Below are 25,441 nucleotides of genomic sequence, written 5' to 3' on the forward strand. Positions count from 1 at the left end.
GACAAGAACGCAGGGGAGAGTGACCATGATCCAGTTGCACCAGCTCGCGCGGACCTCCGCGCTCGCGCTCGCCGCGGCCTCGCTGTGGCCCGCCGCCGCAGTGGCGCAGGACGCGCCGCCCGCTTCGCCGCAGGGAGAGGCGCCGGCGGAGGCCGGGCCGCCGGCCGCGGCGGACGGCGCGGTCGCCGCGGCACCGGGCTCGGACGACATCGTCGTCACCGGGCTGCGCCGCAGCCTCCAGACCGCGCAGGCGCTCAAGCGCGACTCCGACCAGATCGTCGACGCGGTGGTCGCCGAGGACATCGGCAAGTTGCCCGACAACAACGCCTCCGAGGCGCTGGCGCGGATCACCGGCGTGCAGGTCAACCGCAGCAGCGACGAGGCCGGCGGCGTGCAGGTTCGCGGCCTGCCCAACCTGACCACCACCTACAACGGCCGCGAGATGTTCACCGCCGAGCTGCGCAACGTCGCGCTGCAGGACTTCCCCGCCGGCGCGCTCGCCGGGCTGGAGGTGTACAAGACCACCAGCGCCGACCTGATCGAGGGCGGCATCGCCGGCCTGATCAACGTGCGCTCGCGCCGCCCGTTCGACTTCGACGGTTTCCAGATCGCGGGCGCGGTGCGCGGCACCTACGGCGACCAGGCGCGCAAGTACGACCCGAACTTCAACGTGCTGGTGACCGACCGCTGGGACACCGCGATCGGCGAGCTCGGCGCGCTGGTGAACGTGTCCTACACCCAGCTCCACTATCTGACCTCGTCGCGCTACATCAACGGCAACATCGTCAGCCCGGGCGCGAACCAGCCGGTCGACGGCCCGCGCGACTTCGTGCTGCCCGAGAGCGCCGGCGTCTATTACGACCGCGGCAAGCGCTGGCGGCCATCGGTCAACGGCACGCTCCAGTGGCGCCCCGCCCCCAACCTCGAATTCTACGTCGACGGGCTGTTCCAGGGCGCGCGGACCGACGTCGCCAACGATTTCGCCGGCTTCGACCTCGTCAACAACAACCCGGCGCTGACCAACATCGTGCTCAACGCCGCCGAGCCCGGCACGCTCGAGAGCGTCACCGTCACCCCCGATTTCGCCAACGGCCGCGGCATCGACTTCTCGCGCAGCACACGCGCGGGGCGCACCAACGCCTATCAGGGCGCGATCGGCGGATCGTGGAAGACCGGCCGCGCGACGCTGACGACCGACTTCGCCTATACCGACTCCAAGGCCGAATATACCGACTATAACGTCGACTTCGCGCCGGCGACCGCGCAGTCCGCCAACCTCGTGTTCGACATCGGCGGGCAGGACGGTGGCGCCCAGTTCGGCCTACCCGGCTTCGCCGCCAACGATCCCAACAGCTACATCCTGCGCGGCATCTACGATCGCCGCTCGCTGGCGACGGGCAAGGGCATCCAGTGGCGCGTCGACCTCAAGCTCGACACCGAGCTGCCCGTCATCACCCAGCTCGACGTCGGCTTCCGCCTGACGGACCGCGACGCGCGGCTGCAGAGCGGCGGCCGCTATGCCACGCTGCGCCCGCTCGGCCTGCGCCTCTCCGACATCCCCGGCGGGGACACCGGCACGCCGATCGACCGCGGCTTCCGCGGCGGCCAGGCCCCCGGGCTGAGCCAATGGTACGCGCCGACGCGCGCGGGGATCGTCGACAATATCGAGGCGCTGCGCGATCTCGCGCGGAGCGGGCTGGAGCAGATCGGCACCCCCGCCGCGCTGACCGAGCGCGCGCTTTGGGACTCCGAGATTCCCGCTTACGTCCAGAACGAGCGGCTCGACGCGCTGGAGAAATCCTACGCCTTCTACGGCCAGTTCCACTACGGCTTCGACGTCGGCGGCGTGCCCGTGGACGGGGTGATCGGCGCGCGCATCGTCAACACCAAGGCGCAGCTGACCGGCAACGCTTTGGTCGGCGGCGTGCTGGAGACCACCACCTCGCGGCAGAACTATGTCGACGTGCTGCCCAGCGCCTCGTTCCGCGCCAAGTTCACCGACCAGCTCCAGCTCCGCCTCTCCGCGACCGAGACGCGCACCCGGCCCGAGTACAACCAGCTCAACCCGGCGGTGACGATCGGCAGCCCCGGCGTGACCCCGATCACCGGCAACAGCGGCAACATCAACCTGCAACCCATCCTGTCGACCAACTATGATGCCTCGCTGGAATGGTATTTCTCCAAGACCGGCTCGCTGACCGGTGCGATCTTCCGCCGCGACGTGCAGGGCTTCATCACCAACCTCAACAGCCAGGTCGACCTCGGCTACCCCACGCTCGTGACGGTCAACCGGCCCGAGAACGGCGGCAAGGGCCGATTGCAGGGCGCCGAGGTGGCGTTCCAGACCTTCTTCGACTTCCTGCCGGGCGTGCTGAGCGGCTTCGGCACCCAGCTCAACGCCACCTATATCGACGCGTCGCAGGCGCTGCCGATCGCACTCGGCGAGGCCGGGCAGGACAGCGATATCCCCGGCGTGTCGAAGTGGAGCTACAACGCGGTCGGCATCTACGAGAAGGGGCCGGTGTCGGCGCGGCTGGCGTACAACTGGCGCTCGCGCGTGACCAATTTCTTCGCCACCGACAACGCCGGGCAGCTGATCGGCGCCGAGTTCAACCGACCGATCGAGCGGCTCGACTTCTCGCTCTCGGTCGCCGCGGTCGAGGCGGTGACGCTGACCTTCGACGTCAGCAACATCACCGGCTCGCCCTATCGCGCGCTGCGCGCGGTGCCGGGGCTGGCCAACGCCAGCTACCCGCGCGACGTGCGCTACGAGAGCCGCGTCTTCGCGCTCGGCGCGCGGTTCCGCTTCTGATGGCGGCGCATCCGACGCGCCGCGCGTTCGTCGGCGGCGCGCTCGCGCTCGCCGGCGCGCGCGGTACCGCGGCGACCGACCCCGCCCCGGGCGCGCGCGCGCTCGCCTGGCATTCGGCGCTCGAGAAGGCGTTCGCGGTGGGCGACGGCACCGGGCTCTACCGCGAGTACCACCCGCCGCGCGCGGGCGACGAACGCTACTCGACCGAGTGGCCCTTCTCGCAGGCGCATGTCGCGCTGCTCGACCTCGCGATGATGCCCGGCGCCGCGGGGCGCCGCTTCGCGCCCGCGCTCGACAGAGTGCGCGCGGCGCAGCAGCGTTACTGGTCGACGAGCTCGACGACCGGGATCGCCGGTCACCTCGCCAAGGTGGTCGCGCCGCTCGGCCACGGCGACGACCTCTATTACGACGACAATGAGTGGGTCGGCCTCGCCGAGGTGCAGCACCACCTGTTCCGCCGCGACGCCGAGTCGCTGCGCCGCGCACGCGCGATCTTCGCACTGGTGCGCTCGGGCTGGTCCGAGGAGAAGGGGCTGCCCTCACCGGGCGGGGTGGTGTGGACGCAGAAAAGCGACAATGGCGACCGCAACACCGTGTCGAACATGCCCGCCGCCGAGCTCGGCGTGCGCCTGTACCTGATCACGCGCGAGCGCGCCTATCTCGACGACGCGCTGCGCTACTATCGCTGGACCAACGCGACCTTGCAGCGCCGCGACGGCCTCTACGCCGACCATATCAAGCGCGACGGCACGATCGAGCCGCGGGTGTGGAGCTACAACCAGGGCGTGCCGGTCGGCGTCAACGTCCTGCTGTGGCGCGCCACCGGCGAGGCGCGCTATCTCGCCGAGGCGCGCCGCATCGCCGCGGCGAGCCGCGAGCAGATCGTCGCGGCCGGCCAGGTCGACGACCAGCCCCCGCCCTTCAACGCGATCTATTTCAAGAACCTGCTGCTGCTCGCCGACGCGACGCGCGACCGCCGCGACCGCGACGCGATGCGCGGCTACGCCGACCGGATATGGCGCCGGCGCCGCAACGCCGACGGGCTCGTCCAGTTCGCCGGGCGCCGCGCCGAGCTGATCGACACCGCCGCGCTGGTGCAGGTGGAGGCGGTGTCGGCGTGGCGACCGACCGACTGGGCGATGCTGTACTGATGCGCGGTGCCGTCGCGCTGCTCGCGCTCACCGCCGCGTCAGCCGCGCCCGCCTCTCCCGATCCGTTGCCGGCGGCGTCGACCTATGTGGCGCTCGGCAGCTCCTACGCGGCGGGCGCGCGGATCGGCGCACCGGCGCCGTCCACGCCGGTGCGCTGCGGCCAGACCGTCAACAACTACCCCCGGCTGGTCGCGGCGCGGCTCCACCTCGACCTCGTCGACGCGAGCTGCGGCGGCGCCACCACGGAGCATCTGCTCCACCGGTGGGACGAGCTTCCCGCCCAACTCGACCATCTCACCCCCGCGACCCGGCTGGTGACGGTGACGATCGGGGGCAACGACGTCCATCTCGTCGCCGATCTCGCGCGCGCCGAATGTGTGCCGCCGCGCGAGGGCAGCGCGACGCGCTGCGACCGTCCACCCGCGCCGACCGCGGCAGAATGGGCGCGACTGGAGCGCAACCTCACGCGGGTCGCGCGCGCGGTGCACCGCCGCGCCCCGCGCGCCCAGCTCGCCTTCGTCGGCTATCTCGACATGCTGCCGGCGCGGCCGTGCGCCTCGATCCCCTATGATGCGGCCGCGCTGGCGCGCGCGCGCGCGACCTTCCGCCGGCTCGCGCGACTCACCGCCGCGGTGGCGCGGCGCGAGCGCGCGACGCTGCTGCGCGCCGGCGCGCTGTCGCGCGGTCATGATTCCTGCTCGGCCGAGCCCTATGCCGTCGGCCACTCGGACACAGGGGCGTCATGGCATCCGACCGCCGCCGGACATGCCGCGGTGGCCACGGCCCTCGTCCGATTACTCGACGCGACCATCGGGCGACCGCACGCGCCCAGGTCGGCGAGCCGGCTGATGTCCAGTAAAGGGTGAGAGCGGCGGGAACTCGGGATCGTTCATCGATCACCAGACCGCCGAGGAGTGTTCGACGCGACGTCATCATAAAGGTGAACGGCAGCAGCCACTTATGATGGAAGATAGCTGCGTCCTGGGCAAAGTCGAGCCACTCGCCCCGCCGAATGATCGGCTCAGGGCGCATAAGCGTGCGGGACGCCCTGGCTCCGCGGACGCCAAGGTGGCAGACGTGACGTATCTCACGCGACCGGCTAGGTTAATAAGATTACATGCTTTCTTTTATGGACTGGCCGGGATAGCTCTTTCCGCAAGCCGCTTAGAAGAGGGGCAGGGGAGAGAGTTTACATGACGATCAGGGGCAAACGTCTCGCCGCCCGCGCGCTCACGCTCGCCTGCCTCGTCGCGCTGCCGCTCACCGCGCCGCTCCACGCGCAGGCGCCGGTCACCACACGCACGCCCGCCACCCCGCTGGTGGCGCACGATCCGTACTTCAGCCTGTGGAGCCTGACCGACAAGCTCAACGACGCGCCGACGCGGCACTGGACCGGCAGCGAGCAGCAGATCAGCGGCTGGGTCCGTGTCGACGGCAAGGCGCTGCGCTTCATGGGCGGCGGGCGCGGCGACACGATGACGCAGGTGTCGCGCGAGCTCACCCCGACGCGCACCAGCTACGACTTCGACGGCGGCGGGGTGCGGCTCACCGCCACCTTCCTCTCGCCCGCGCTGCCCGACGACCTCGACCTCGTCTCGCGCCCGGTCAGCTATCTCAGCTGGACGGTCCGCTCGATCGACGGGCGCGCGCACGCGGTGCAGGTCTATGTCGACGCCAGCGCGCAGCTCGCGGTCAACGACGAGCAGCAGCAGGTGGTGTGGGGCAGCAGCCGCGTCGGCGACATGGCGGTGCTGCGCGTCGGCACTACCTCGCAGCAGGTGCTCCAGAAGGTCGGTGACAACGTGCGGATCGACTGGGGCTGGGCGCAGCTCGCGGTGCCGCAGCAGCCCGGCACCACCACCGCCACGATCGGCGAGGGCGAGCGCGCCGCCTTCCGCGACGGCACCGCGCCGTTACCCGACGATCTCGCCATGCCGCGGCTGGCCCACCAGAACCGCCCGCTGCTCGCGGCGCGCTTCGACCTCGGCAGCGTCGGCGCCGAGGCGGTGACGCGACGCGCGATGCTCGCCTATGACGACATCGATTCCATCGAATATTTCAAGCGCCGCCTGCCCGCTTACTGGCGCCGCGACGGCATGACGATGGCGCAGTTGCTCCAGGTCGCCGAGCACGACGAGCCGGCGCTACGCGAGCGCGCCGCCGCCTTCGACCGCGAGCTCACCGCCGACCTCGAGCGAGCCGGCGGCCGCGCCTATGCCGAGCTGGCGGTGCTCGCGTATCGACAGACGCTCGCCGCGCACAAGCTGGTCGCCGACATCGACGGCACGCCGCTCTATTTCTCCAAGGAGAATTTCAGCAACGGCTGCATCGCGACGGTGGACATCACCTATCCCACCTCGCCCTTCTACCTGCTGCTCAACCCGCGCCTGCTCGAGGCGCAGCTGCGCCCGATCCTCGATTACGCGACCATGCCGCGGTGGCGCTTCCCGTTCGCGCCCCACGACATCGGCACCTACCCGCAGGCCAACGGGCAGGTCTATGGCGGCGGGGAGCGCAGCGAGGACGACCAGATGCCGGTCGAGGAGAGCGGCAACATGCTGCTGATGATCGGCGCACTCGCCAAGGTGCAGGGCAACGCCGACTTCGCCCGGCGCTACTGGCCGCTGCTGACGCGATGGGCGGAGTTCCTGCGCGACAAGGGGCTCGATCCCGAGAACCAGCTCAGCACCGATGACTTCGCCGGGCATCTCGCGCACAACACCAACCTGTCGATCAAGGCGATCAGCGCAATCGACGCTTATGCCGAGCTGGCGCGGCTGCTCGGCAAGAAGCAGGACGCGGCGCGCTATCGCACCACCGCCCGGCAGATGGCGGCGCGCTGGCAGGTGATGGCGCGGGACGGCGACCACACCAGGCTCGCCTTCGACCAACCCGGCACGTGGAGCCAGAAGTACAATCTCGTCTGGGACAAGGTGCTGGGCCGCGGGCTGTTCCCGGCGTCGCTCCGGCGCAGCGAGCTGGCCTTCTACCAGCGCCACCAGGGCAAGTACGGCCTGCCGCTCGACAGCCGCAAGACCTACACCAAGCTCGACTGGATCACGTGGAGCGCCACGCTCGCCGACGACCGCGCCACCTTCGAGGGCCTGGTCGAGCCGCTCCACCGCTACATGCAGGAGACGCCGACGCGCGTGCCGCTGAGCGACTGGTACGAGACCAGCGACGGCGCGCAGGTCGGCTTCCAGGCGCGCGCGGTGGTCGGCGGCGTGTACATCAAGATGCTCGACGACCCGGCGCTGTGGCGCAAATGGGCCGCGCGCGCCGCGGAGTGAGCCCGACAGCGAGGAGGACAGGCAGGGCTGTTCGATCAGCCGCCGCACGCTGCTCCGCGCCGAACACCCGCTCGTGGGCGAGCGCGCGCTGGTGCTCGGCGCCTTCTTCAAGCGCTTCGTCGGGCTCGGCAGCAGCGGATCGCAGCGGCTGTTCGAGACCTTCCAGGTGCATGTGATCCGGAGGGAGAACACCCGCCGCCGGGTGCGGCGCGAGGGCGACGTCGCGATGTGGGACAATCAGGCGACGCAACGACACGCGCTCGCGGACGACGCCGATCAGCGCCGCGTCGTCCGCCGCGTCACCATCCACGACGAGGCGCCGGTCCCGGTCGACGGCCGCACCAGCCGTCAATCGCGCCCGGCGCACCTAGCGGAGCTCAAGGTCGCGCGATCGACTACGATGCTGATCCAGCGACGATGACCTCCGAACCTATGATAGGTTGAGAGCCGCCACCCCCACGGCGCGTCACGTCGTCTCGGCAACCCTGAACCGCCGTCCGGCCGCGGGCGGCAGCTAAGCCGACCGGAACGACCCCTCGTGGATCTTCTTCCCGAAACATCCCCGGTGGCGCAGCGACGATCCCCTGCCGCGGCGCTCAGGTCATCTCAGCCAAGCGGCGGTGCGACATGACGCCGAGCCGAGGCAAGCCGACACCCGAGGACGACCCAGCGCTGAGAGCGTCGTACGGTCCTCACATGCCAGTGATGTCCTGTTGTCGCCAGGAAGAGCCGCTGGATCTTGGCCGCGTGCTGGGCGAAGTCATGGAAGTCGATCCGATGGTGCGCGAGCACGAGTGTGCCGCCGGGGCGGAGCGCACGGGCGACGTCATGCGCCGTCTGGGCCATGGCGCGTGGCGTCAGATAGTAGAGCAACTCGGCCACCACCACCGCGTCATAGCGCGCGCGAGGAAAGCGGCCGGGCACCGCCAGCCGGATCGCGCGCGCGCGCCCGCCACGGTGGGCGAGCGCCGCGGCGACCAGCCGCGTTCCCGCCGCGGTCGCCTCTGTCGCGTCGAGCCGCAGCGCGCGCGTCGCGAGCGCGCGGCTGTTCGAGCCGTTGCCGGCGGCGAGCTCGAGCACGCGGCCGTGCGCCCCGGCACCGAGCGCGTGCACGATCGCGTCGCGCTTCACCGCTTCGTCGCGGTCGGAGAAGGTGCGCCAAGGGTCGGGATCGGCGGCGAAGGTGCGCTCGAAGCCGGCGAGCGAGATGGCCCTCACCGCACGGTCGCCGTAGCGAACAGCTCGCGCGGCCGGCTGAATGCGGCGATCTGACGCGCCGTCATGGCGAAGCCGTTCGGGTCGTCGGTGATGCGTCCGGCCTGGGTGCGATAGCCGCGGATCGCGTGGCGCTTCGCGAGCCGCTCCTGCGCGCTGAGTGGCAGCGCGCGCGCGCCGCGCAGCCGCTGTCCGGCCGGCCATACGGGGTAGCGCCACCAGCGCACACCCGGACCATGCCGCGCCGCCGCCGCGACGACGCGGTGGTCGGGGTGCGCGTCGCCGGGCAACGGCGCGAGTGCCAGCAGCGGCGCGGGCAGTGCGTCAACGGCGCGCCGGATGCCGCGGCGAACCGCGCCCTCGTAGTCGGCGAGCCGCCCGTCGGGCAGGTCGAGGAAGGTGATCGCGCCGGCGGCGACCCCGATGCGCCGCATCACCAGGCGGGTCTCGCGACGACGCTCGCGCACCAGCCGTGCGCGCGGCCAGGCCCGGCTGCCGGGATGCGACGCGGCGCCGTCGCTCACCACCAGCACCGCCACGCGCGTCGCGCGGCGCGCCAGCCGCGCGATCAGCGCATGCGCCGCGATCGCCTCGTCGTCGGGATGAGGCGCCACGACCAGCAGCGCACGCGGGCGACCGACCTGCGCCCTCATAGCGCCGGCCTCAGGACGCCCGCCGCCACGGCCGCACCGACCAGCATCCGCTGCGTGTCCGGCCCGGGTTGGCGCAGGTACATCGCCAGATCGGTGATCGTCGCGGCGAGCGGGTGGTCGAGGAACAAGGCTTGGACACCGACCGCCTCCTGCGCCAGCGAGAGCGCCTCGCCGCCCGTGGCGTAGACCGCGCAGCGCGCCGCGGCGACGAGCGGTAGCCGCGCGTCCGCGTCGGCGAACCAGCCGGCCGCGGCGCGACGCACCGCCGCGGCCGCTTGTTCCGCCAGCGCGTACAATCGGGCCAGGCGTCCCGCCTGATGCGGGTCGGCCGCGCGTCCTGCCGTGACGAGATGGTCGCGCACCTGGTCGACCACGCGCGCCACGCCGCCCGCCTGCACAGCAGCGAAGCGGAGCGCGCCGCCGCTGAACCAGGGCTCGCGGACATAATCGTCCGGCGCGCCGATAAGCGTCGCCGCCCCTGCGGACGCGCCGTGCCAGCGCACCACGTGCGTCTCGGAGCGCTGCATGCCGACGACGTGCCACACGCCCCGGTCGATGGCGGGCGGTGCCGCGGCGAGGTCGAGCAGCACCAACTGACGCCCGCCTACCGTCTCGACCGTCACCAGCGCGTGCGACAGCAGCCCGGCGCCCGAAGCGAAGCTCTTGCCGCCGGACAGGCGGCCGTGATCCAGGCGCAGCGGCTCGCCGGGCAGGTCGGCGTTCCACACACCCAGTGCCGCGCCCGCGCGCACCGCCGACGACAGCGCCGCGCGCTGCGCCGGATCGCCGTAGCGCGCGACGATCTGCGTGGCGTCGACATGTCCTTCGAAGAGTCGACCGAGCGGCAGGTCCGCGCGTCCGACGCGATAGAGCAGGCGCAGCAGTGACAGCAGCGCCGCCGCGTCGCTCGGGTCGTCAGGCGCGCCGCGCTCCGAGTCGAGCGCTGCGATGCGGGCGCGCAGGCCGCTCATGCCGCTCGCATCGACGTCGCCTCACCGAGCAGCGTCGCGAGCGCGCGCTCAGCGGTGGCGAGCGGTACCTGGCGCATACCCTCAGGCCCCACGGGTACGACCCGCATCGCGAAGGCCTCGCTGTTGGCGCAATCGCGCGCGACGCCGAGCAGATGGTCCGCGTCCAGCCCGATCGCGGGCGTGAGCGGGGCAAGATCTCCCGCGGCGAAGGCGCCGCGCGCGAGCGCGTGACGCTCGTATTGCCACAGCTGGTCGAGCGGGTGCGCGACGCGGACGCTCGCCAGACCCTCGTGGTCGAGCGCACGCAGCGCCGCGGCGAGGCCGCCGCGCGCGCGACCGTTCCGTCGCGCCGAGGTGTGGACGATGCTCGCGGCGTCACGGCGCACGCGATGCCCGGCGCGCGCGGCGTCGTCGATCAGCCGCGCGTCCTCGCCGCTGGCGAGCGGGGCGAAGCCGCCGAGCGCCGCGTAGATGGCGCTGTGCAGCGCCATGTTGGCACCGCTGGCGTGGTGGTGCGTCGACGCCGCCTCCCAGGGGACCGGGTCGGCGCGCCGACGCAGCGCGTGCAAGCGCGCGTAATAGCGTTCGACCCGGTCCTGCCCTTCGTCGACGCGCGGCCCGCCGCGGACGACATCGCCCGCGACCAGCTCGGCATGGCGGAGCGCGGCGAGGGTGGTGTGCAGCCAATCGGGCGCTGGCCAGCCGTCGGCGTCGGTGCTGAGCAGGATGCCTCCTTCCGGCCCGAGCGCGGCCGCGCCGAGCAGCATCGCGCGATGCCGCGCGACGCCGGCGTTGGGCGCGGACCGTGGCGCTTCGGCGAGATGGACTCGATGCGCGGAGACATGCGCGTAGGCGGCGGCGATCGCCGCGCTGTGATCGCTACAGGAGTCGAGCAGCAGACAGACGTGCACCGTGCGATTGAGCGGGACCGCGAGCCGCTCCAACGCTTCGAACAGCCGCGGCAGGCGCGCTGCCTCGTCGCGGGCGGGCACGCAGATGGCGAGGTTGGCCGGCGCGTCCTCGGACCCCACGCCGTGGTTCAAGCGGCGATCTCGCCTTCGTCGCCGCCGTCCCAGTAGCGGATGCGGTCCGCTCGGATGACGATCATGACGACGCCGCGGGTGTCCACGCCATTCGGGAAATAGCGGTCGAGGTCCTTGGTCCAGTGCGCCTCGAATTGCGTCTTGTCCGCGATCAGCGCGGCCTGTCCCTCGACCGCGACAAACAGCGGCGGGCCGCCGAGCATGCCGGCGGCACCGGTGTAGCTCAGCGTCACCGCGGGATCAGCGCGGATGTCGGCGACCTTGCGCGAGTCGTCGTAGGCGAAGAAATAGCTGTCGCCCTGGTACTCGCCGTCACCGTTGTTGCTCATCGGCCGCGCGGTTAGCCCGCCCGCGGCGGATCGCGTGGCCAGCATGGCGAAATCCAGCTTTGCCATCTTTCGCGACAGCTCGTGCAACGTCAGCTCGGCCATATGCCCCCGCGCTCGGCGTCGCACGCGTCGGCGACCATCGCCAACTCACTGTTTCGCCCCGGCCTTTCCAACGAGACGCGAGCAATCTGGTTCATTGATCTCGGCTAAATTTCGGACACGGTCTCGCGAGCGCGCCGGCGGCCCCCGCCTGCTTCCGAGACAGGATGGTTCACGACTCACCCGGTCGTCGGGCAGCCGCAGACACGTCGCCTCGTTCGCCGCCCTGCCTCACTCCGCCACACTGGCGCCGGCTGGTGCAAAAGCTCGGAAGAAGATGGAGATGATCTCTTCGCAGAAAGCGCGAGCCTCGGCGCCGCGCATCGGCGCCTTTATGCCCCAGAGAACGAAAGTCTGCTGAGACTGGATGAGCTGCACCAGAACAACCGCGGCGTCGGTCGTGTCGCACGCGCGAAGCTGGCCTGCCGCCACGCACTCCGCCAGGTAGGCCGACAGACGTTCCAAGACGCGCCGAGGACCGCTTTCGTAGAACAGTCGTCCGACTTCCGGGAAGCGTCCGCCCTCCCCGATGATCAGTCGCGACAGGCGAAGAGTGTCCGCGTTCGTCATCTTCCCCAGGAAGCGCTGCGCGAAGTCCACCAGGGTCGTGCGACAGTCCCGTCCCGGCCGCAGAGCGTCCTCAAGGTGCATCCGAAAGGTCGCGGTGACGTCGTCCAGCACGGCCGCGAAAAGCTCCTCCTTGGAGGGGAAGTATGCCCATAGCGTGCCCTTTGAGCCGCCTAGCTCGCTCGCGATCGTCGACATCGAGGTCGCCGCATACCCGTTCTCGAGAAAGGCCTGCCTCGCCACCGCCACGATCGCGGCGCGTCTCGCCTCCCGGCTCTGGCTTCGGCGAGTTCCAGCCTGCGTCATCTTCGTACCATACAGTACGATTGTAGATTGACAAGAGGAGCGCGCCGGCTCATCTGCGCGTACCGTACCAAGGAGTACGGTTGCCGATGCGGTTGGTTCTTGCTCTCAGCGTTGCCACGACGCTCGCCGCCTGCGGCGTGCCCGACCTTGGGCCCAAACCCGAACTCGCGAGGCCGAGCGACGTCGTCAGCAGCGCGAGCCTCCACGACCGCGTGGCGGGAGACGGAGCGTGGCCACGCCGCGATTGGTGGCGGGGCTACGGTGATACGCAACTCGACACGCTGATGACCGAGGCGCTGAAGGGCTCCCCCGACATAGCAATCGCCGCCGCGCGTCTGCGGTCGGCACTCGGCGCTGCTCAGCGAGCCGGCGCCCGTGGCCTCCCCACGCTCGATGCTGAGGGGTCCGCTGGCCTCAACAAGCAGAGCTACAACAACGGCATACCTGCCGAGTTCGTGCCGAAGGGTTGGAACGACACCGGCAGGATCGCGCTCGAGGGCAGCTTCGATCTCGATCTCTTCGGGCGAAACCGCGCCAATTTCGCCGCCGCCACGTCGGAGGCCGAGGCGGCCAGGTTCGAGGCAGACCGGACCGCGCTCGCGCTGACCACGTCCGTTGCCGCCACCTACGCTGATCTCGCGCGCCTCTACTCGGAGCAGGACGTGCTTCTCCGTGCGCTGGCAGTACGAACCGCTACCGTGAAGCTGGTCGGTGACCGGGTGGCTTCCGGGCTCGACACGCAAGGCGAACTTAGACAGGCTCGCTCGTCGGTACCTGCCGCCCGGGTCGAGCTCGCAGCGAACGCCGAGCAGATCGATCTCACCAGGAACGCGCTGGCCGCCCTCGTGGGAGCGGGACCGGACCGAGGTCGCTCGATCGAGCGTCCAAAGGTGATCCTGACCGCCGCGGCCTTGCCAAGCGATGCCGGCATCAGCCTCGTCGCGAGGCGGCCCGACATCGTCGCGGCTCGCGCACGCGCCGCCGCCGCCGGCGACCGCATCAAGGTCGCGCGAGCGGCATTCTACCCCAACATCAGCCTCTCAGGTCTTATCGGCTTGCAATCGCTCGGCCTGGACAAGCTGTTCAAGAGCGGCTCGAGCATCGGCAACGTCGGGCCGGCCTTGAGCCTTCCGCTCTTCGACGGCGGAGAGCGCAGCGGACAGTACCGCCAGGCGCGCGCCAGCTACGATGAGGCGGTCGCCACCTACAACCGCACGCTGATCGATGCTCTGCGCGAGGTGGCGGATGCGGTGACGAGCCGGCGGCAGCTGGCCTCGCAGGTAAGCGATGCTCGTGCGGCGCTGAATGATGCCGAAGGCGCCTACCAGGTAGCGCAGCTGCGCTATCGCGGTGGCCTGTCCTCCTTCCTGAACGTGCTCAGTTCCGAGCAGAACGTGCTCAGCGCCAGGCGCTCGCTCGCCGACGTCGAGGCACGCAGCTTCACCCTAGACGTCCAGCTCGTCCGCGCACTGGGCGGAGGCTTCCAGGACCCCAACACTCCCAGCGGCGAGACGCGATGATGGACGACGAGAACCAGTCGGGCGGCGTGAAGGCCGAAGCGCCCGCGCCGGCGGAGAAGCCGGAGAACGGCAGCGCAGACAAGCCTCAGCCGAATCCCGCAAGGCGCCGACGGCTGATCATCATCTTCGCCGTCGTGGTCGCTGCTGTCGCGGCGGCCTACTTCATCTACGATCACCTGGTGCTCTCGCGCCGCGTGACGACCGACAACGCCTATGTCGCTGCGGAGACGGCGCAGGTCACGCCGCTGGTGGGCGGTCAGGTCGTCGAGGTCGGCGTCAGCAACACGCAGACCGTTCGCGCCGGACAGCCGCTGCTACGTCTCGACGACGCCGATCTCCAGATCGCCGTGGCGCAAGCCGAGGCAGATCTGGCCGCGGCCGAGCGCCGCTACGGCCAAACTGCGGCCACGGGCGAGGCGCTTCAGGCGCAGGTGGCCGCGAGGGCCGCGGACGTGAACAGTGCACGCGCGCAGCTCGCGGCCGCGCGAGGCACCCTTGAGCGTGCCGAGATCGACTTCCAGCGACGCCAGGCGCTTGTCTCCGCGGGCGCCGTCTCAGGCGACGAGGTCACGTCGGCCACGAACGCGCTACGCACCGCACGGGCGAACGTCGTCGTAGCGGAAGCTGCCGTCTCGCAAGCTCAGGCGACCCGCACCTCGGCCGAGCGGGACCGTGCGGCCAACGCGGCGCTGACACGAGGCACGACGAGCCGCACGGCGCCGGAGGTGCTCACCGCACGTGCACGCCTGCGGCAGGCCAAGCTCGACCTATCGCGGACGATCGTCCGCGCGCCGATCGATGGCGTGATCGCGCAGCGGAATGTCCAGGTCGGCCAGCGGCTCTCGTCCGGGACGGTCACCATGTCGATCGTGCCGGTTGATCGCCTGTATGTCGACGCGAACTACAAGGAGGGGCAGCTCTCCCATGTCCGCGTCGGCCAAGCCGCCACCCTCGTCTCGGACCTCTACGGCGATGACGTTATATACCACGGCAAGGTGGTCGGCGTGGCGGGTGGCACGGGATCGGCCTTCGCGCTCATCCCCGCGCAGAACGCCACCGGCAACTGGATCAAGGTCGTCCAGCGACTACCCGTCCGCATCGCGCTCGACCCCCGTGAGCTCCGAGCGCATCCGCTTCGCGTCGGCTTGTCGATGGACGCCAAGATCGACCTCTCGGACGCAGAGTAGGCATCGAGGATGGCTTCCGCTGCTCCGTCGAAGGACCGAGCCGGGCCGGCGCTCACCGGCGGCCGGCTCGTTCTCGCCGGCTTCGTGCTGGCCCTCACGAACTTCATGGTCGTGCTGGACACGACGATCGCGAACGTCTCGGTGCCTCACATATCGGGCGGTCTGGGCGTGTCCCCTACCCAGGGCACGTGGGTGGTCACGTCCTACTCCGTCGCGGAGGCGATCTGCGTGCCTCTCACCGGATGGTTGGTGAGACGCTTCGGCACGATCCGCGTCTTCATGGCAGCGATGATCGGCTTCGCCGCCTTCTCGGCGCTGTGCGGCGTCGCTTCGTCGCTCGGTGCCATGGTCGCCTTCCGCATCGGACAGGGCTTCTGCGGCGGCCCGCTCATGCCGCTGACCCAGACGCTGCTCCTCAAGATCTTCCCCAAGGAGAAGCAGGCGGCCGCCATGGGCGCGTGGGCGATGACGACCGTCACCGCCCCGATCCTCGGGCCCATCCTGGGTGGTACGATCAGCGACAACTGGTCGTGGCCGTGGATCTTCTACATCAACCTTCCCGTCGCGATCTTCTGCATCGTCGGCGTGTTCGCGCTCCTCCGGCAGTCCGAGACCAAGACCGAGGTCGTGCCGATCGACCGGTTCGGCCTGGCGATCATGATCATCTGGATCGCGGCGCTGCAGGTCATGCTCGACCTCGGCCGCGAGGAGGATTGGTTCGGCTCCAGCTTCATCGTCGGTTGCGCGATCGTGGCGGCGATCGGCTTCGTCCTGTTCCTCATCTGGGAGCTGACCGAGAGGAACCCGATCGTCGACCTCAAGGTGTTCCGGCACCGCGGCTTCACCGTGAGCGTGGCCGCTCTGTCGTTCAGCTTCGGGACCTTCTTCTCCTCCGTCGTCATCATCCCGCAATGGCTGCAGACGAGCCTGGGCTATACCGCGACGGAGGCCGGCTACGTGACGGCCTTCAACGGCGTCCTGGCCGTCATCTTCTCGCCGATCGTGGCGAAACTGAGTAACAAGTTCGATCCGCGGGCGCTGGTGTGCTTCGGCATTTTCTGGCTGGGCCTCACCTCCCTGCTGCGCACCTACTGGTTCAGTGGAGCCGACTTCTGGATCCTCGCCTTCCCGCAGCTGGTGCAAGGCCTCGGCATGCCCTTCTTCTTCGTCCCGCTGACGATCATCGCGCTGGGCGCGGTGGAGCCGAGCGAGACCGCGTCCGCGGCCGGCGTGATGAGCTTCCTGCGCACGCTCGCGGCCGCGATCGGCACCTCGATCGGCGCGACGCTCTGGCAGAACCAGGCGCAGACGAACCGGGCTGAGCTTAGCGGCCTGCTGAACGGCGGCGACCAGATCGTTGCCAACGCTCAGCGGGCGGGGCTCTCGGCGCAGCAGGGTCGCGGCATGATCGAACGCCTGGTCGACCAGGAGAGCTTCGCGCTGGCGACCACCCATCTTTTCGCGCTAGCAGCGGGCATCTTCTTCATCTCGGCGATGCTCATCTGGATGGCTCCGCCGCCTCGCAAGAACGTCGACACGTCCGCTGCACACTGATGGGTGTCTGCTGCTGTGCGCCCTCCGATCCCCGCCGGTCGCTGACGACGGTACTCACGGCCGGGGAACACCGCGCCGCCGCGTGTCGCGGTTCTTCGCCGATGCTCAGCTCGCCTCGCCCCAGCCCCTGAGGTCGGTGACACCGAAGATGCTCTCGTGTGGCAGGTCGAAGATAAAGTAAGGGTTGAGCGGCGGCAGCGCTCCCGCCGCGTCGAGACGCTGCTGCTGCGATGAGGACAGCACGATGTGAAGGGACGCGACGTTCTCCCGGACCTGCTCGGGTCGGCTCGCGCCGAGCAACACGGACGAGACACCGGGGCGGTTCGCGACCCAGGCGAGGGCGACCTGCGCCATCGGGCGACCGATCTCCTCCGCCACCACGCGCAGCTCGTCGACGATGCCGAAGTTCGCCTCGGTGAACAGCATCCCGCCATAGGGATTGTCGCCGTTCAGGCGGCCATCGCTGCCGCCGCCCGGCTCTCCCCGCTTGTTGGGAACACCGCCCGCCGGCCCAAATGCTGCGAGCTTGTCGCGCCCGTACTTGCCCGTCAGCATGCCGAAGGCGAGCGGGCTCCAGGCCACCAGCCCCAGGCCCAGCGATCGGCCCGCGGGGATCAGGTCCAGCTCGACGCCTCGATCAAGAAGCGAGTAGCTGTACTGCAGCCCGATCGGTTGCGGCAGTCCGTGCGCACGAGCCAGGGTGGCCACCTGCGCGGCGTACCAGGCGGGGGCGTTGGACAGGCCGTAGTAGAGGATGTCGCCGCGGCTCACCGCATCGGTCAGCGCGCGCAGCACCTCCTCGGGCGGCGTCGTGCGGTCCCACACATGCGTCCAGTACATGTCGATATGGCCGCAGCCGAGCCGCCGCAGCGATCCCTCGAGACCATCCCGGATGTTGCGCGCCGAGTTGCCGCCCGTGAGCGGGTTGCCCGGGCAGCGCGGGAAGCCCGACTTGGTGGCGATCACCAGACGGTCGCGACCGCCGCGCTCCCGGAGAAAGCGGCCGATCATGGCCTCGCTCTCGCCGCCCGAGTAGACGTCGGCGGTATCGATGAGATTTCCACCAGCGTCGACATAGGCGTCGAAGATCGCTCGCGCTCCGTCTTCCTCGGCGCCCCATCTGCCCGCGCCGAAGGTCATCGTGCCGAGCGCCAGCGGACTCACCGCCAGTCCCGAGCGGCCCAGCGTGCGATAAGAGGTCAGGTCCATGGTGCAGCACTCCTCGTTCCCGAACACAGGTAAGCCCCGAGCCTCGTCAGGATTAGCCGTTGCCGATCGCAAGGGTCTGTGAGCAGGATGCATCAATGCGGCGCGGCGACCTCGACGATCTCGCAGCCTTCGCCAGCGTCGCGCGGGCACGCAGCTTCACGCGCGCGGCGGCTGAGCTGGGGCTATCCCCGTCCGCGCTGAGCCACGCGATGGCGGCGCTCGAGCGACGGCTCGGCGTGCGGCTGCTCGCCCGCACGACGCGCTCCGTGGCACCCACCGCCGCCGGACAGCAGCTACTGCAATCGCTCGATCCGGCGCTGGCGCAGGTGCGGGAGGGCCTGGCATCGCTCGCGGACTGGCGCGGCGCCCCGTCCGGCACCGTTCGGCTCGCGACCTTCGGCTATGCCGCGCGGACGATCCTGGCGCCGCGCCTGCCGCGGTTCCTGCTCGATCATCCGGACGTGTCGGTGGAAGTGATCGTCGAGGATCGGCTGATCGACCTCGTCGCCGGCGGCTTCGATGCCGGCATCCGGCTCAGCGAGGCGGTCGAGAAGGACATGGTCGCCGTGCCGGTGGGCCCAGACCTGCGCACCGTCGTGGTCGGCACCCCCGCTTACTTCGCGCGGCACCCGCCGCCTGCAACCCTCGCCGAGCTCGATCGGCATGTCTGCGTCAACTACCGCCTGCTCGGCGGGGGTGGCCTCCTGCCGTGGGAGTTCGAGGAGGCAGGGCGTGACGTGAGGCTCAAGGTGCCGGGGCAGCTGATCGTCAACGACGAGGTGCTGGCAGGCGCGGCGGTGCGCGCCGGCGTGGGCCTGGGCTACATGATGGAGCACGACGTCGCCGACGAGATCGCCGATGGTCGGCTGGTCCAGGTGCTGGCGCCCTGGTGCCCGCCCTACCCCGGCTGCCGTCTCTACTACCCCGATCGTCGGGTCTCTCCGGCATTGCGCGCGCTGATCGACGCGCTTCGCGCGTGACCTGACCCGGGAACGATCACTGCAGGCGCCCAAGTCCGCTCCCTATCTTGGCCACTCGTTGATCGGGCGGGCAACGCTCGTGACGCTCCTCATAGCTGTCTGGGAGCCTTCACCAGCCCATGTGACCCGCGGCGATCTCTCGATCGCGAGCGGCGAGCTCCGCCTCGTCGGCCGGACACATCGTCGACATGCCGTCGTCCGCCGCCCGCTGCTGGATCTGCTCGACGAACGGCCGCAACTCGTCCTCATAATGACGGAACGCTGAAGCATGATCGTCGGGAAATCGTTCTAACGCGGCCGCCAGGCGACCGGCACCGATGATCGCCATCGAGCCGCCGAGACCAGCGAGCGGAGAGACGCAGTAGCCCGCGTCGCCCACCAGAACGACCCGCCCACGGGACCAACATGGCATCCGGATCTGATTGATCCTGTCGAAGTAGAAATCATCGTCGCCCGCGACAGCGGCCAGCATGGCGGGCACCTTCCAGCCCAGGTCGCCGCACCGCTGCTGGATCAGCCGCCGCTGCTGCGCGGGGTCGCGATAGTCATAGGCGATCTCGGCGTCGGTGCGGAAACCGAAGCCGATGTCGGTCCGATCATCGTAGCCGTTGAGCATGGCCATCCGCCCGGGCGCGCGGAAAACCTCGCTCGTGTCGGGGGCCAGCAACCCTGTCTCCGGCACGACCTTCAGGAAGAAATACCCGCCCATGAAATGGGTGAATCGGTCTCCGTCCCCGAACACGAGCCGCCGCGTGTTCGACCGGTTGCCGTCGCACCCCACCACCAACGCGACGTCGCGGCTCTCGCCATCGTCCAAGGTCACGGACACGCTGTCGGCCTGTTCGTCGAGGCTCGAGATGGATCGGCCAAACAGCACCTCGACGTCGTTGGCCACCGCGCCGAACAGGATGTCGAGCAGATCGTCGCGATGGATCTCGTATCGTAGCTCGGAGGCTTGATCGCCGCTGACTCCGATCGACCCCAGCGTCGTATTGTCCGCGTTCTTGAACTCGAAGCGGCGCGACGGCAGTGCCTTGGCACGAACGAGCTCGACGAGGCCCATCCGCTCGAGGATCGCGATCGTCTCGCCCTCGATATCCACAGGCGTTCCACCGCGCCGCAATCCCGCGGCCGCCTCCACGACGGTGACCTGATAGCCGAGCCGGTTCAGGCCGTAGGCGGTCGCCAGGCCGGCGAAGCTGGCACCGCTGATGAGGGCCGTGCGGCGACCTACGTCTGCCCCACGCTCGTTAAAGGTTGACGGCACCATCGCAACATCCTCAATCTGGACAAGCTACGAGCATATACCGGGTACATGTTGATGCGCAATACGGACAACGATCTGCGGCCAGACAGGCGTACCCGCAAGCGCCTGGCCACTCGCCAGGCGATCTCTGACGTCGCGACGCGCCTGTTCATGGAGCGCGGGTTCGATCAGGTGACCATCGACGAGATCGCGAACGCCGCTGACGTTGGCCGCATGACGGTGTTCAACCATTTCCCCCGCAAGGAAGACATGTTCTTCGACCGTGAGGAGGAGGCACGCGCGCTGGCGTTCGAGACGGTTCGGTCACGCCCGCCGGGTAGCTCGCCGATCGAAGCCCTGGGGGCCCTCGCGCACCGCATGATCGAGCAGCCGTCGGAGGCCTTTCCCTTGTTCGAAGCTACGCGGGTGTTCGTCGAGACGGCACAGGCGAGCGAGACGCTGAAGGCGCGCGCGCGGCAGATGCGCGACAAGTTCGTCGAGGATCTGGCGATACTCTTCGGGCAGGAGTTGACCGACGAAGACGACGAGAACACTGCCTTTCTGGCAGCGGCGCTGATCGCCTCGGCGTGGAGCACGGCATTCCTGCGGGCGCACGCTGAACTGAGCCGGACGGGTGACGCGCAGGCCGCCAAGCGCGTCTTCCTCTCGATCGTCAATCGAGGGGTCGTCGGTGCGTTGACCGCCCTTGAAGGAACCTCGCTCGCAGGCACGCGGTGACCCAGAGACGGTCGCCGAGAGCCCCCTACCCGCCCTGCAGATGTCGGATCGCGAAGGGATCGTTGTCGGGATCGTCGTTCCACTGGTACTCGGCGACGGCGGCTGCCGCTCTCGCCGCCGTGCGGTCATACAGACGCTCCACCAGCGCCAGCGCCATGTCGGTTCCCGCCGACACGCCGGAGGAGGTGACGTACTTGCCATCGATGACCCAGCGCGCCCGGGAACGCCAGGTCACCGCGTCCGACTGGGATCTGACCCATTCGAAAGCGAGTTTGTTGGTGGTCGCCGCCCGGCCATCGAGGACGCCCGCGCTCGCCAGGATCGCCGCACCTGTGCAGACCGACGTGGTCCACGCGCTGCCCTCGTCCTGCCGGCGAACGAACGCGAGCAGCGTCGCGTCATCGACGAGGCGGCGGGTGCCCGTCCCGCCGGGCACCATCAGCACGTCGAGCGGCGGGGCGGAGGCGAACGAATGGTCCGGTGTAATCCGGACGCCGTGCGATGACTGCACCGCGCGTCCGTCCGCCGACACGAACGTCAGTCCATGGTCCGCCAAACGACCCCACATCTGCGCCGGGCCGAACACGTCCAGCGTCTCGAACTCATCGAACAGGACGATGCCGATCTGCTTAGGCTTCATCGCCTCCACCTGCTGGTCATGCGTCGACGCCAGCGGATCTCGTCGCCCCGCGAGAGCCGTCTTCGCGCCCGCGACGATCGCGGCGGCCGCGCCGCCGACCATCACTCGTCGCGTAAGCTGTTCGGGGATCGCCATCGCTGCGGATCCTCACCCGCACTGCCCAGGTCAGAGGCGCGCTCACGGCATGATCCCGGGAAACAGCTTGTCGAGGGTGATGGGGAAATCCCGAACCCGTACACCGGTCGCGTTATAGATCGCGTTGGCGACCGCCGCACCCGAACCGCACACGCCTAGCTCTCCGATACCCTTGGCCAGCAGCGGGTTGGCCAGACGATCCCGCTCCTCGAGGTAGAGCACGTCGATGTCCGGGACGTCGGCATGCACCGGCACGTGGTACTCGCCGAGGTCGCGGTTCACGACCTTGCCCGTGCGGACATCGTGAACGAGCTCCTCGGTCAGAGCGCCGCCGATCCCGAACACGATGCCGCCGATCGCCTGGGAAGTCGCTGTCTTGGTGTTGAGAATGCGGCCGGCAGCGAACACGCTGTTCCAACGCGCCACGCGCATCTCTCCCGTGACGGCATTCACGCGCATCTCGCAGAAATGGGCGCCATAGGACGACTGGCTGAAACGGGCATTGCTCGTCCCGGGAGCTGTGGCACCATCAACCACCATGCCGTTGCCGACCAGCTCGGAGAGCGGCCGCCGAACCTCACCGGCCACGATCATGCCGTCGACGAAGACCGCATCACGCTGTGTCACGCCGGCCGCCTCTGCCAGCATGGCGCGCAGTTTCTCGCAGGCGGCGTAGACGGCGGAGCCGGCGGTGGTCGCGCCCCAGCTACCACCCGATCCGGCGCTGGTCGGATCGTCGGTATCGCCCAGCCGCACCTCGACCCGATCGAGCGCCACTCCCAGCAGGTCGGCGACGATCTGTGACAGGATCGTGTAGGTGCCGGTACCGATATCGGTCATCTCGGTTTCGACCGCTACCAGTCCGTCCGCGTCGATCCGCACGCGCACTTTGGCCGGTCCGAACAGGTTGCCGCGCGCCGACGCGGCCATGCCGTGCCCGATCAGCCACTCGCCGTCCCGGCATCGCCCGGGAGTGCGGTTGCGCGCCGTCCAGCCGAACCGCTCGGCACCGACGCGCAGGCATTCGGCGAGCGAACGGCTGCTGAACGCCTGGCCGGTCTCAGGATGCACCTCGGGCTCGTTGCGCAGGCGCAGTTCGACGGGATCCAGATCGAGCTTCTCCGCCAGCTCATCCATCGCGCACTCAAGCGACAACTGCCCCACCCCCTCGCCGGGCGCGCGCATGGAGACGCCCAGCAACTTGTTCACCCGCGCGACCTTGTGATCGACCAGGCGATTGGGCGCGGCGTACAGCAGATGCGTGGCGATGCCGGCTGGCTCGAAAAACATCTCACCTTCCAGCTGATCGGTGATCGTCTCGTGCGCGATCGTCGTGAGCTTGCCGTCCGCGTCGGCGCCTAAGCGCAGGCGCTGGTGCGTGGCCGGACGTCGGCCGGTCATCTCGAAGACGTGCTGGCGCGGCAACGCGACCTTGACCGGCCGGCCGAGCCGTTGCGCGGCGATCGCCGCAGCCGCCGCCTCGGGCATGAGGCCGAGCTTGCTGCCGAAGCCACCGCCCACGAACGGCGCCAGCACCCGCACCTGTGCCGTCTCCAGTCCCAGCAGCGTCGCCAGCTGGTCGCGCGTCGTCACCGGTGACTGATAACTGCCGTGCATTGTCAGGCGCCTGCCGTCCCACTGCGCCACCGTGGCATGCGGCTCCATCGGGGCATGGCTCTGACTGGGCGTGGTCCATACCGCGTCGACGACGACGGCTGCCTGCTTCAGCGCGCCCGCGACATCGCCCTGTTCGGTATGGATCAGGAACAGGCCGAAGATGTCGTCGGTCGGCGGTTCTGCCGAGTCCAGCACCTCTGCCAGGTCGAAAACGCCGGGCCTGCGCTCATACGAGAGCCGCACCGCAGACGCGGCTGCGCGCGCCCGCTCGAAGCTGTCGGCCACGACCAGAGCGATCGGCTGGCCGAAATACACCACGTCGCGCGAGCCGTGCGGCGGTGCCGCAGCCCCGGCGAAGTCTCCGCCGTTGCGGATCAGTCGAGCGTCGGTGACGACGGCGAGCACGCCCGGCATCGCCTCTGCAGCCGCAGTGTCCAGCCGTGTGATACGCCCGCTACCGACTGGAGCGCGCACCAACATACCGTGAGCCAGGTCGCCGAAGCCGTGCTCGGCGGCATAGCGCGCCTGCCCGGTCACCTTGAGCGGCCCGTCGACGCGGCTCACCGAAGTGCCCACGAGCGGCGCGGGCGCGGTGTCCAGCAACGAGCGCTCGAACGGCGCGTCCATGGTGATGCTCGCCTCGCTCATGCGACCGTCTCCGTCAGCTTGCCCAGCACCGCTGCCAGCGTGCGGCGCAGCAGGGGTATCTTGAAGTCGTTCTCGCCGTGCCCGATCGCCGCTGCGAGCAAGGTGTCCGCCGCCTGATCGAACAAGGCGCGGCGCGGCTGCTGGCCGACCAGAAGGTCTTCGGCGGCACGATCGCGCCAGGGCATGGTGCCGACGCCGCCGAAGGCCAGCGCGGCCCCGCTTATCCGATCCTGCTCCATCGAGACGATGCCGGCGACCGACACCAGCGCGAAGGCGTAGGAAGCACGATCGCGCACCTTGCGATACGTCTGCCGGCCGGTGGGGGGAGAGGGCAGCAGCACCGCGATGATCAGTTCGCCCGGCTGCAAGTGCGTCTCTACCTCCGGCGTGTCGCCGGGCAGCCGGTAGAGCTCGTCCAGGCTCAGCGCGCGGCGCTCACCTGATGGCAGCACCGTCTCGACCCGCGCATCGAGGGCGCGCATCGCCACCGCCATGTCCGACGGGTGAGACGCGATGCACTGCTCGGACGTGCCCAGAACCGCCATGATCCGGTTGAACCCGCCGATCGCCGAGCAGCCCGATCCAGGCGTGCGCTTGTTGCACGGCACGGCCGGGTCGTAGAAGAAGTAGCAGCGCGTCCGCTGGAGCAGGTTTCCCGCAGTGGTCGCCTTGTTGCGAAGCTGGGCTGACGCGCCGGCCAGGATCGCGCGTGACAGGACGGGATAACGTGCCCGGACGAGCGGGTGCGCCGCGAGATCCGCGTTCGACACCAGGGCGCCGATGCGCAGCCCACCGTCGTCGGTCCGCTCGATCTGGCGCAGATCCAGTGCGCCGATGTCCACCAGTCGGCGCGGCGCCTCGACCTGCAACTTCATCAGGTCGAGCAGGTTGGTGCCGCCGGCGATGAACCGCGCGCCGTCGCGCGCCTGAGCGGCGGAGAGTGCCTGATCGCGGTCCGCCGCGCGCAGATAGTCGAAGGCGATCATGCCCCCTCCCCCTCCCGGCTGGCAGCATAGGTTCGGATCGCCGCCACGATCCGCGGGTAGGCTGCGCACCGGCAGAGATTACCGCTCATCCGCTCGCGGATCTCGGCGAGATCGAGTGACGGCGCGGGCATCAGGTCACCACTGACATGGCTCGGCCAGCCCGCAGCGACTTCCTCCAGCATGCCGAGGGCCGAGCAGATCTGCCCGGACGTGCAATAGCCGCATTGGAAGCCGTCCGCGGCGATGAACGCAGTCTGCAACGGGTGCAGCGCGCCGGGTGCCCCCACACCCTCGATCGTGGTGATCTCGTCGTCGGCGTGCATCATTGCCAGGGAAAGGCAGCTGTTGATCCGTCGGCCGTTCACCAGCACGGTGCAGGCGCCGCATTGGCCATGATCGCACCCTTTCTTGGTCCCGGTCAGTCCGAAGCGCTCGCGCAGCGCATCGAGGAGCGTGGTGCGGGTGTCGATCCGCACCGAATGTGGTACGCCGTTGACCCGCAACGTGAGCGGGGCTTCGACCTCGGCGTCGATCCAATCCATCGC

General features: G+C 69.6%; 21 protein-coding genes and 1 pseudogene. 10 read left to right on the forward strand and 12 right to left on the reverse strand.

Annotated features, from left to right (window positions below; translation table 11 throughout):
* The first annotated feature begins 25 nt into the window (after nucleotides 1-25).
* The 5 genes and pseudogenes from FHY05_RS02790 to FHY05_RS02810 all read left to right on the forward strand — a co-directional run.
* Nucleotides 26-2,812 carry a TonB-dependent receptor gene (locus FHY05_RS02790; protein ID WP_183942856.1) on the forward strand — a complete coding sequence of 929 codons (2,787 nt, stop codon included), beginning with the start codon at nucleotides 26-28 and terminating at the stop codon, nucleotides 2,810-2,812.
* Nucleotides 2,812-3,963, forward strand: a complete 1,152-nt coding sequence (locus FHY05_RS02795; RefSeq protein WP_183942857.1) for a glycoside hydrolase family 76 protein — start codon at nucleotides 2,812-2,814, stop codon at nucleotides 3,961-3,963. Before FHY05_RS02790 ends, FHY05_RS02795 begins: the two co-directional genes overlap by 1 nt.
* Nucleotides 3,963-4,829 carry an SGNH/GDSL hydrolase family protein gene (locus tag FHY05_RS02800; RefSeq protein WP_183942858.1) on the forward strand — a complete coding sequence of 289 codons (867 nt, stop codon included), beginning with the start codon at nucleotides 3,963-3,965 and terminating at the stop codon, nucleotides 4,827-4,829. Before FHY05_RS02795 ends, FHY05_RS02800 begins: the two co-directional genes overlap by 1 nt.
* Before the next feature lie 327 nt (nucleotides 4,830-5,156).
* Complete coding sequence (locus FHY05_RS02805; protein WP_183942859.1) at nucleotides 5,157-7,253, forward strand: glutaminase family protein; 2,097 nt, start codon at nucleotides 5,157-5,159, stop codon at nucleotides 7,251-7,253.
* Nucleotides 7,231-7,674: pseudogene (locus FHY05_RS02810) on the forward strand (TauD/TfdA dioxygenase family protein); the annotation flags it as partial. The gene FHY05_RS02805 and the pseudogene FHY05_RS02810, both read left to right, overlap by 23 nt.
* 185 nt (nucleotides 7,675-7,859) lie before the next feature.
* Here FHY05_RS02810 and FHY05_RS02815 read toward each other — a convergent pair.
* The 6 genes from FHY05_RS02815 to FHY05_RS02840 form a co-directional block, all read right to left on the reverse strand.
* On the reverse strand, nucleotides 7,860-8,471 hold the full coding sequence (locus FHY05_RS02815) for a class I SAM-dependent methyltransferase (protein WP_183942860.1): 612 nt from the start codon (nucleotides 8,469-8,471) through the stop codon (nucleotides 7,860-7,862).
* On the reverse strand, nucleotides 8,468-9,121 hold the full coding sequence (locus FHY05_RS02820; protein ID WP_183942861.1) for a PIG-L deacetylase family protein: 654 nt from the start codon (nucleotides 9,119-9,121) through the stop codon (nucleotides 8,468-8,470). Before FHY05_RS02820 ends, FHY05_RS02815 begins: the two co-directional genes overlap by 4 nt.
* Nucleotides 9,118-10,092 (reverse strand): acyl-CoA dehydrogenase, encoded by a 975-nt coding sequence (locus tag FHY05_RS02825; RefSeq protein ID WP_183942862.1) that lies wholly within the window; start codon nucleotides 10,090-10,092, stop codon nucleotides 9,118-9,120. Before FHY05_RS02825 ends, FHY05_RS02820 begins: the two co-directional genes overlap by 4 nt.
* On the reverse strand, nucleotides 10,089-11,135 hold the full coding sequence (locus FHY05_RS02830) for a glycosyltransferase family 2 protein (RefSeq protein ID WP_221190942.1): 1,047 nt from the start codon (nucleotides 11,133-11,135) through the stop codon (nucleotides 10,089-10,091). Before FHY05_RS02830 ends, FHY05_RS02825 begins: the two co-directional genes overlap by 4 nt.
* Nucleotides 11,132-11,566: a pyridoxamine 5'-phosphate oxidase family protein gene (locus FHY05_RS02835; protein ID WP_183942863.1), complete on the reverse strand. Its 435-nt coding sequence runs from the start codon at nucleotides 11,564-11,566 to the stop codon at nucleotides 11,132-11,134. The genes FHY05_RS02830 and FHY05_RS02835 overlap by 4 nt, the downstream gene beginning before the upstream one ends.
* 228 nt (nucleotides 11,567-11,794) lie before the next feature.
* Nucleotides 11,795-12,436 carry a TetR/AcrR family transcriptional regulator gene (locus tag FHY05_RS02840; RefSeq protein ID WP_183942864.1) on the reverse strand — a complete coding sequence of 214 codons (642 nt, stop codon included), beginning with the start codon at nucleotides 12,434-12,436 and terminating at the stop codon, nucleotides 11,795-11,797.
* 86 nt (nucleotides 12,437-12,522) lie between these two features.
* On the opposite strand from FHY05_RS02840, the gene FHY05_RS02845 reads away from it, so the two are divergent.
* Genes FHY05_RS02845 through FHY05_RS02855 form a run of 3 tightly spaced genes read left to right on the forward strand, consistent with a single transcriptional unit; the run spans nucleotide 12,523 to nucleotide 16,697 of the window.
* Entirely contained in the window at nucleotides 12,523-13,956 is a 1,434-nt protein-coding gene (locus FHY05_RS02845; protein WP_183942865.1) for an efflux transporter outer membrane subunit, read from the forward strand.
* Nucleotides 13,953-15,143 (forward strand): HlyD family efflux transporter periplasmic adaptor subunit, encoded by a 1,191-nt coding sequence (locus tag FHY05_RS02850; protein ID WP_260181099.1) that lies wholly within the window; start codon nucleotides 13,953-13,955, stop codon nucleotides 15,141-15,143. The genes FHY05_RS02845 and FHY05_RS02850 overlap by 4 nt, the downstream gene beginning before the upstream one ends.
* 9 nt (nucleotides 15,144-15,152) lie before the next feature.
* Entirely contained in the window at nucleotides 15,153-16,697 is a 1,545-nt protein-coding gene (locus FHY05_RS02855; protein WP_183942867.1) for a DHA2 family efflux MFS transporter permease subunit, read from the forward strand.
* Between the two features lie 105 nt (nucleotides 16,698-16,802).
* On the opposite strand, the gene FHY05_RS02860 is transcribed toward FHY05_RS02855, so the two are convergent.
* Nucleotides 16,803-17,906: an aldo/keto reductase gene (locus tag FHY05_RS02860; protein WP_183942868.1), complete on the reverse strand. Its 1,104-nt coding sequence runs from the start codon at nucleotides 17,904-17,906 to the stop codon at nucleotides 16,803-16,805.
* A 95-nt stretch (nucleotides 17,907-18,001) separates the two neighbouring features.
* Between FHY05_RS02860 and FHY05_RS02865 the strand changes: the two genes are divergently transcribed.
* Nucleotides 18,002-18,886, forward strand: coding sequence for a LysR family transcriptional regulator (locus tag FHY05_RS02865; RefSeq protein ID WP_183942869.1), 885 nt, complete (start codon nucleotides 18,002-18,004; stop codon nucleotides 18,884-18,886).
* Nucleotides 18,887-18,995: 109 nt separating this feature from the next.
* Here FHY05_RS02865 and FHY05_RS02870 read toward each other — a convergent pair whose 3' ends face one another.
* Entirely contained in the window at nucleotides 18,996-20,156 is a 1,161-nt protein-coding gene (locus tag FHY05_RS02870) for an FAD-dependent monooxygenase (RefSeq protein WP_183942870.1), read from the reverse strand.
* Nucleotides 20,157-20,201: 45 nt separating this feature from the next.
* Here FHY05_RS02870 and FHY05_RS02875 point away from each other — a divergent pair, with 45 nt between their 5' ends.
* The gene (locus tag FHY05_RS02875; protein WP_221190943.1) at nucleotides 20,202-20,870 is read left to right on the forward strand and encodes a TetR/AcrR family transcriptional regulator; all 669 of its coding nucleotides are present in this window, start codon (nucleotides 20,202-20,204) and stop codon (nucleotides 20,868-20,870) included.
* Nucleotides 20,871-20,895: 25 nt separating this feature from the next.
* On the opposite strand, the gene FHY05_RS02880 is transcribed toward FHY05_RS02875, so the two are convergent.
* Genes FHY05_RS02880 through FHY05_RS02895 form a run of 4 tightly spaced genes read right to left on the reverse strand, consistent with a single transcriptional unit; the run spans nucleotide 20,896 to nucleotide 25,438 of the window.
* Nucleotides 20,896-21,645, reverse strand: coding sequence for a DJ-1/PfpI family protein (locus FHY05_RS02880; RefSeq protein WP_221190944.1), 750 nt, complete (start codon nucleotides 21,643-21,645; stop codon nucleotides 20,896-20,898).
* A 42-nt stretch (nucleotides 21,646-21,687) separates the two neighbouring features.
* A complete protein-coding gene (locus tag FHY05_RS02885; RefSeq protein ID WP_183942871.1) occupies nucleotides 21,688-23,910 on the reverse strand; it encodes a xanthine dehydrogenase family protein molybdopterin-binding subunit in 2,223 nt (740 codons plus the stop codon).
* Nucleotides 23,907-24,896 carry a xanthine dehydrogenase family protein subunit M gene (locus tag FHY05_RS02890; RefSeq protein ID WP_183942872.1) on the reverse strand — a complete coding sequence of 330 codons (990 nt, stop codon included), beginning with the start codon at nucleotides 24,894-24,896 and terminating at the stop codon, nucleotides 23,907-23,909. Before FHY05_RS02890 ends, FHY05_RS02885 begins: the two co-directional genes overlap by 4 nt.
* Complete coding sequence (locus FHY05_RS02895) at nucleotides 24,893-25,438, reverse strand: 2Fe-2S iron-sulfur cluster-binding protein (protein ID WP_183942873.1); 546 nt, start codon at nucleotides 25,436-25,438, stop codon at nucleotides 24,893-24,895. Before FHY05_RS02895 ends, FHY05_RS02890 begins: the two co-directional genes overlap by 4 nt.
* Nucleotides 25,439-25,441 lie beyond the last annotated feature (3 nt).

This window comes from Sphingomonas sp. BK580 (assembly GCF_014194975.1).
Classification (GTDB): Bacteria; Pseudomonadota; Alphaproteobacteria; order Sphingomonadales; family Sphingomonadaceae; genus Sphingomonas.

Excerpts from the sequence above, each read along its gene's own strand:
- FHY05_RS02845 (WP_183942865.1), top strand. The coding sequence starts at position 12,523 with ATGCGGTTGGTTCTTGCTCTCAGCGTTGCCACGACGCTCGCCGCCTGC.
- FHY05_RS02890 (WP_183942872.1), bottom strand. The coding sequence starts at position 24,896 with ATGATCGCCTTCGACTATCTGCGCGCGGCGGACCGCGATCAGGCACTC.
- FHY05_RS02855 (WP_183942867.1), top strand. The coding sequence starts at position 15,153 with ATGGCTTCCGCTGCTCCGTCGAAGGACCGAGCCGGGCCGGCGCTCACC.
- FHY05_RS02820 (WP_183942861.1), bottom strand. The coding sequence starts at position 9,121 with ATGAGGGCGCAGGTCGGTCGCCCGCGTGCGCTGCTGGTCGTGGCGCCT.
- FHY05_RS02835 (WP_183942863.1), bottom strand. The coding sequence starts at position 11,566 with ATGGCCGAGCTGACGTTGCACGAGCTGTCGCGAAAGATGGCAAAGCTG.
- FHY05_RS02825 (WP_183942862.1), bottom strand. The coding sequence starts at position 10,092 with ATGAGCGGCCTGCGCGCCCGCATCGCAGCGCTCGACTCGGAGCGCGGC.
- FHY05_RS02850 (WP_260181099.1), top strand. The coding sequence starts at position 13,953 with ATGATGGACGACGAGAACCAGTCGGGCGGCGTGAAGGCCGAAGCGCCC.
- FHY05_RS02805 (WP_183942859.1), top strand. The coding sequence starts at position 5,157 with ATGACGATCAGGGGCAAACGTCTCGCCGCCCGCGCGCTCACGCTCGCC.
- FHY05_RS02860 (WP_183942868.1), bottom strand. The coding sequence starts at position 17,906 with ATGGACCTGACCTCTTATCGCACGCTGGGCCGCTCGGGACTGGCGGTG.
- FHY05_RS02790 (WP_183942856.1), top strand. The coding sequence starts at position 26 with ATGATCCAGTTGCACCAGCTCGCGCGGACCTCCGCGCTCGCGCTCGCC.
- FHY05_RS02800 (WP_183942858.1), top strand. The coding sequence starts at position 3,963 with ATGCGCGGTGCCGTCGCGCTGCTCGCGCTCACCGCCGCGTCAGCCGCG.
- FHY05_RS02840 (WP_183942864.1), bottom strand. The coding sequence starts at position 12,436 with ATGACGCAGGCTGGAACTCGCCGAAGCCAGAGCCGGGAGGCGAGACGC.
- FHY05_RS02885 (WP_183942871.1), bottom strand. The coding sequence starts at position 23,910 with ATGAGCGAGGCGAGCATCACCATGGACGCGCCGTTCGAGCGCTCGTTG.
- FHY05_RS02880 (WP_221190944.1), bottom strand. The coding sequence starts at position 21,645 with ATGGCGATCCCCGAACAGCTTACGCGACGAGTGATGGTCGGCGGCGCG.
- FHY05_RS02865 (WP_183942869.1), top strand. The coding sequence starts at position 18,002 with ATGCGGCGCGGCGACCTCGACGATCTCGCAGCCTTCGCCAGCGTCGCG.
- FHY05_RS02875 (WP_221190943.1), top strand. The coding sequence starts at position 20,202 with ATGTTGATGCGCAATACGGACAACGATCTGCGGCCAGACAGGCGTACC.
- FHY05_RS02895 (WP_183942873.1), bottom strand. The coding sequence starts at position 25,438 with ATGGATTGGATCGACGCCGAGGTCGAAGCCCCGCTCACGTTGCGGGTC.
- FHY05_RS02870 (WP_183942870.1), bottom strand. The coding sequence starts at position 20,156 with ATGGTGCCGTCAACCTTTAACGAGCGTGGGGCAGACGTAGGTCGCCGC.
- FHY05_RS02795 (WP_183942857.1), top strand. The coding sequence starts at position 2,812 with ATGGCGGCGCATCCGACGCGCCGCGCGTTCGTCGGCGGCGCGCTCGCG.